The 3,696-nt window shown below is 73.9% G+C and carries 4 protein-coding genes; 2 read left to right on the top strand and 2 right to left on the bottom strand.

The features are described from left to right. Nucleotides 1-1,254 (bottom strand): DHA2 family efflux MFS transporter permease subunit (locus DEIPI_RS27230; RefSeq protein WP_045233319.1); only part of this gene is annotated, 1,254 nt, incomplete at its 3' end. Nucleotides 1,255-1,484: 230 nt separating this feature from the next. On the opposite strand from DEIPI_RS27230, the gene DEIPI_RS0100160 reads away from it, so the two are divergent. Together DEIPI_RS0100160 and DEIPI_RS0100165 are read left to right on the top strand one after the other, a co-directional pair. Continuing rightward, nucleotides 1,485-2,573 (top strand): Gfo/Idh/MocA family protein, encoded by a 1,089-nt coding sequence (locus DEIPI_RS0100160; protein WP_027480448.1) that lies wholly within the window; start codon nt 1,485-1,487, stop codon nt 2,571-2,573. Continuing rightward, nucleotides 2,570-3,325: an alpha/beta fold hydrolase gene (locus DEIPI_RS0100165; RefSeq protein ID WP_027480449.1), complete on the top strand. Its 756-nt coding sequence runs from the start codon at nt 2,570-2,572 to the stop codon at nt 3,323-3,325. Before DEIPI_RS0100160 ends, DEIPI_RS0100165 begins: the two co-directional genes overlap by 4 nt. A 1-nt stretch (nt 3,326) precedes the next feature. Here the strand turns inward: DEIPI_RS0100165 and DEIPI_RS27235 are convergent. Further along, on the bottom strand, nt 3,327-3,696 hold a 370-nt coding region (locus DEIPI_RS27235), incomplete at its 5' end, for a diacylglycerol/lipid kinase family protein (RefSeq protein ID WP_045233320.1).

Below are 3,696 nucleotides of genomic sequence, written 5' to 3' on the forward strand. Positions count from 1 at the left end.
CACGAGCCCCGCGACGGCCACGGCCAGGAGACCGCTGGCGCGCGCCACGGCGTTGTTCACGCCGGACGCGAGGCCGCTGCGCTCGCGGTCCACGGAGCCCAGCACGGCGCTCGTGAGGGGCGCCACCACGACGGCCATCCCGAGACCCAGGGCGAGCGCGGCGGGAAAGTACGTCGTCCAGTAGCTCCCGCCGAGGCCGGGCAGCGCGAACAGCGCGAAGCCCACGCCCGCGAGGAGCGGCCCCCCCACGAGGAAGGGACGTGGACCGTGCCGGTCCGCGAGCCCGCCGAACACGCCCGAGAGCCCCGCGAGGAGCAGGCTCATGGGGAGCAGCGCGGCGCCCGCGAGGGTGGCGCTGTAGCCCTGCGCGAGGATCAGCACCTGCGGCACGAGGAAGAGGGCCGCGCCGAGCGCGCCGTAGAGCAGCAGCGTGACCCCGTTCGTGCCGCTGAAGCCGCGCGAGCGGAAGAGCGCGAGGGGCAGCATCGGCTCGCGGGCGCGGGCCTCCCACAGCACGAACCCCGCGAGGAGCGCCGCGCCCGCGAGCGAGGTGGTGACCGCGAGGGACGTCCAGCCCGCCTCGCCCGCGCGGATCAGGCCGAAGGTGAGCGCGCCCAGCCCGAGCGTCACGAGGACCGCGCCGGGCACGTCCACGCCGCGCGCGCCCGGCTCGCGGGTCTCCGGGACGCGGGTGAGCAGCCACGCCACGACGAGCGCGAGCGGCACGTTGATCAGGAACACCAGCCGCCACGACGCGGCGTCCACGAGCGCGCCGCCCACGACGGGCCCGAGGACCGTCACGAAGCTCGTCGCGCCCGACCACAGGCCCACGGCGCGTCCGCGCCGCTCGCGCGCGAAGACCGCGCCGATGATGGCGAGGCTGCCCGGCACGAGCAGCGCGCCGCCCACGCCCTGCACCGCGCGCGCCGCGACGAGCGCCGTGAGGTTCGGCGCGAGACCGCACGCCACGGACGCCGCCGCGAACACCAGCACCCCCAGGCCGAACACGCGCCTGCGTCCGTAGCGGTCGCCGAGCGCGCCGCCCACGAGGATGAGCGCCGCGAGCAGAAGCGTATAGGCGTTCACGACCCACTGCACGCCCGCGACGTTCGCGTTCAGGTCACGCTGCAGGGCGGGAAGCGCGACGTTCACGACCGTCCCGTCGATGAAGGCCATGCTGGAGCCCAGGACGGTCGCCCCGAGCGTCCACTTTTCGTGCGGGGTCCAGCTCGCCTGCGCGCGCGCCGTGCTCATGCGCCCACCTTGAGCGCCGCGCGCGGGGAGAATTGGAAGGTGGGCACGGAAGCCGTGGCGCGGCCCACGATCGGGCAACCTCGCGTCGTCCTGAGGCGCGCGTCACCCGGCGTTCGGAGCCCGAGGGCAGAACGCCCCGGGCTTCCACGTTGTCTGTTGATGACGCTTCGCTGACAGCCCGCTTCGCGTTCTGTCCTCAAGCTCTCAGGAAGGCCCACGACGATGAACCCATGACCCAGCCGCTTCCCCCTGACCAGCGCGTCGGCTACGCCGTGATCGGCGTCGGAGAGCTCACCACGGAAGAACTGCTGCCCGCCTTCGAGGCGTCAAAGTCCTCGCGGCTCGCGGCGCTCGTGAGCGGCGACGTGGAGGACGCGCGCCGCCTCGCCCGCGCCTACGGCCTGCGCGACGAGGACGCCCTGTCGTACGACGACCTGGAGAAGCTCGGGGACCGCGAGGACGTCCACGCGGTGTACATCGTCACGCCCAACAGCCTGCACCGCGAGTACACCGAGCGCGCGGCCCGCATGAACAAGCACGTGCTGTGCGAGAAGCCCATGGCGACCACCGTGGAGGACGCCGAGGCGATGATCCGCGCCTGCGACGGGGCGGGCGTGAAGCTGATGATCGCGTACCGCTGCCAGTACACGCCGCAGCACTGGGCGCTCAGGAAACTCGTGCAGGACGGGGAGCTCGGCGCGCCGCGCCTGCTGGACAGCACGAACACGCAGATGGAGACCGACCCGGGCGCGTGGCGCCTCAAGATGGACCTCGCGGGCGGCGGACCCCTGCCCGACATCGGCCTGTACTGCCTCAACACGATCCGCTTCGTGCTCGGCACGGAACCCCTGGAGGTCTTGGCGACGCAGGTGCGTCCCGAGGACGACGAGCGCTTCACGGAGGTGGAGCGCGACTTCGCGTGGATCATGCGCTTCCCGGACGGCGTGACCGCCACCTGCTCCACGTCGTACGACGCGTCCACCGCGCGCTACCTCAACGTCCTCGCCGAGAAGGGCCGCGCCGTGATGGACCCCGCGTACGACTACCAGGGCCTCAGGCTGGAGGTGGAGACGCCCGGCGAGCGCTCCGAGCGGAAGATCCCGGAGCAGGATCAGTTCGCGCTGGAGATCGACCACTTCTCGGAGTGCGTGCTGCGCGGCGAGCGGCCCTTCACGCCCGGCGAGGAGGGCCTGCAGGACCAGCGGATCATGGCGGCCCTCTACGAGAGCGCCCGGACGGGGCGGCCCGTGAAGCTGGGCGCCGCGCCAGGCCGGGACGTGTTCCGCGGGACCGTCCCGCAGGAAGGACGTGAAGGATGATCCGCGAGCCGCACCCCATCCTGCTGCACGACGCGGGCGCGTCGAGTCACGAGTGGCGCGCCGTCGCGGAGGACCTAGGCGGGGTCCGACCGCTTCATCCGGACCTGCCGGGCTTCGGCACGGGCGCCGACCCGGGCGCGGTGACGCCCGCCATGGCGGCGCGCGCCGTGCAGGAGGCGGTGCGGAGCGCGGGCTTCGAGCGTTTCGTGCTGGTCGGGCACGGCCTGTCGGCGCTCGTGGCGCGGCTCGTCGCGGACGACGCGCCGCCCGGCCTCGTGGGCGTCGCGCTCGTGTCGCCCGCACCCGCCCCGCGCGAGGGCGACTGGGCGCGCGTGCGGGAGGCGTACGGCGCGCTGAGGGCCGCCGGGACGGACGTGGAGGCCGCGCGCGGGGCGTACGCGCCCTGGGGGCTCGCGGACGTCCCGCCCGGCGATCAGGAGTTCCTGCTCACGGACCTCGGACGGGTCCAGCCCGCCGCGTGGGACGCGTGGCTCGGGGAGGACGCCTGGTCGGGCGTGCCGCCCCTCACGGCCCTGCGGGGCACGCCGGTCCTCGTGATCCGCGGGAGCCGCGATCCCCTCTCGCCCGCCACGCCCGAGGGCGTCGAGGAGTGCGTCGTGGAGGGCACTTCGCGCCTGCTGCCTCTCACGTCGCCACGGGAGGTCACGCGGCACCTCCTGCACTGGACCCGCACGACCCTCGCGGACGTGACGAGAACGGCGAGCGAGACGCGCGCGAAGGACCACCAGTAGGTCAGTAGAGGGTCACCGCGCCCGGCTGGACGGTCACCTTCAGCTCGCGGCGCGGGCCGATCACGTCGCCGTCGAGGTGCGCGTACGTCGGGGCGCTCCAGCGGACCTGCACGACGCGTCCGCTGCCGCAGCGGACGCGCGGGTCGTCGAGGTGCGCGCCGCGCATCACCATGCCCATCAGACGCACGAGCTGCACGCGGTTCACGCGGGTGCCGAGGACCACGTCGAGGCAGCCGTCCGCGTGGTCCGACTCGGGCGAGATGCGGAAGCCGCCGCCGTAGCGCTTCCCGTTCATGACGGCCACGAGGCACGAGGGGCCCTCGTACATGACGGCGCCGTCCACGGTGACGCGCACCTCCCCGACGCGCAGG

Origin of the sequence: Deinococcus pimensis DSM 21231, from assembly GCF_000519345.1 — a bacterium.
GTDB classification, from domain to species: Bacteria; Deinococcota; Deinococci; order Deinococcales; family Deinococcaceae; genus Deinococcus_A; species Deinococcus_A pimensis.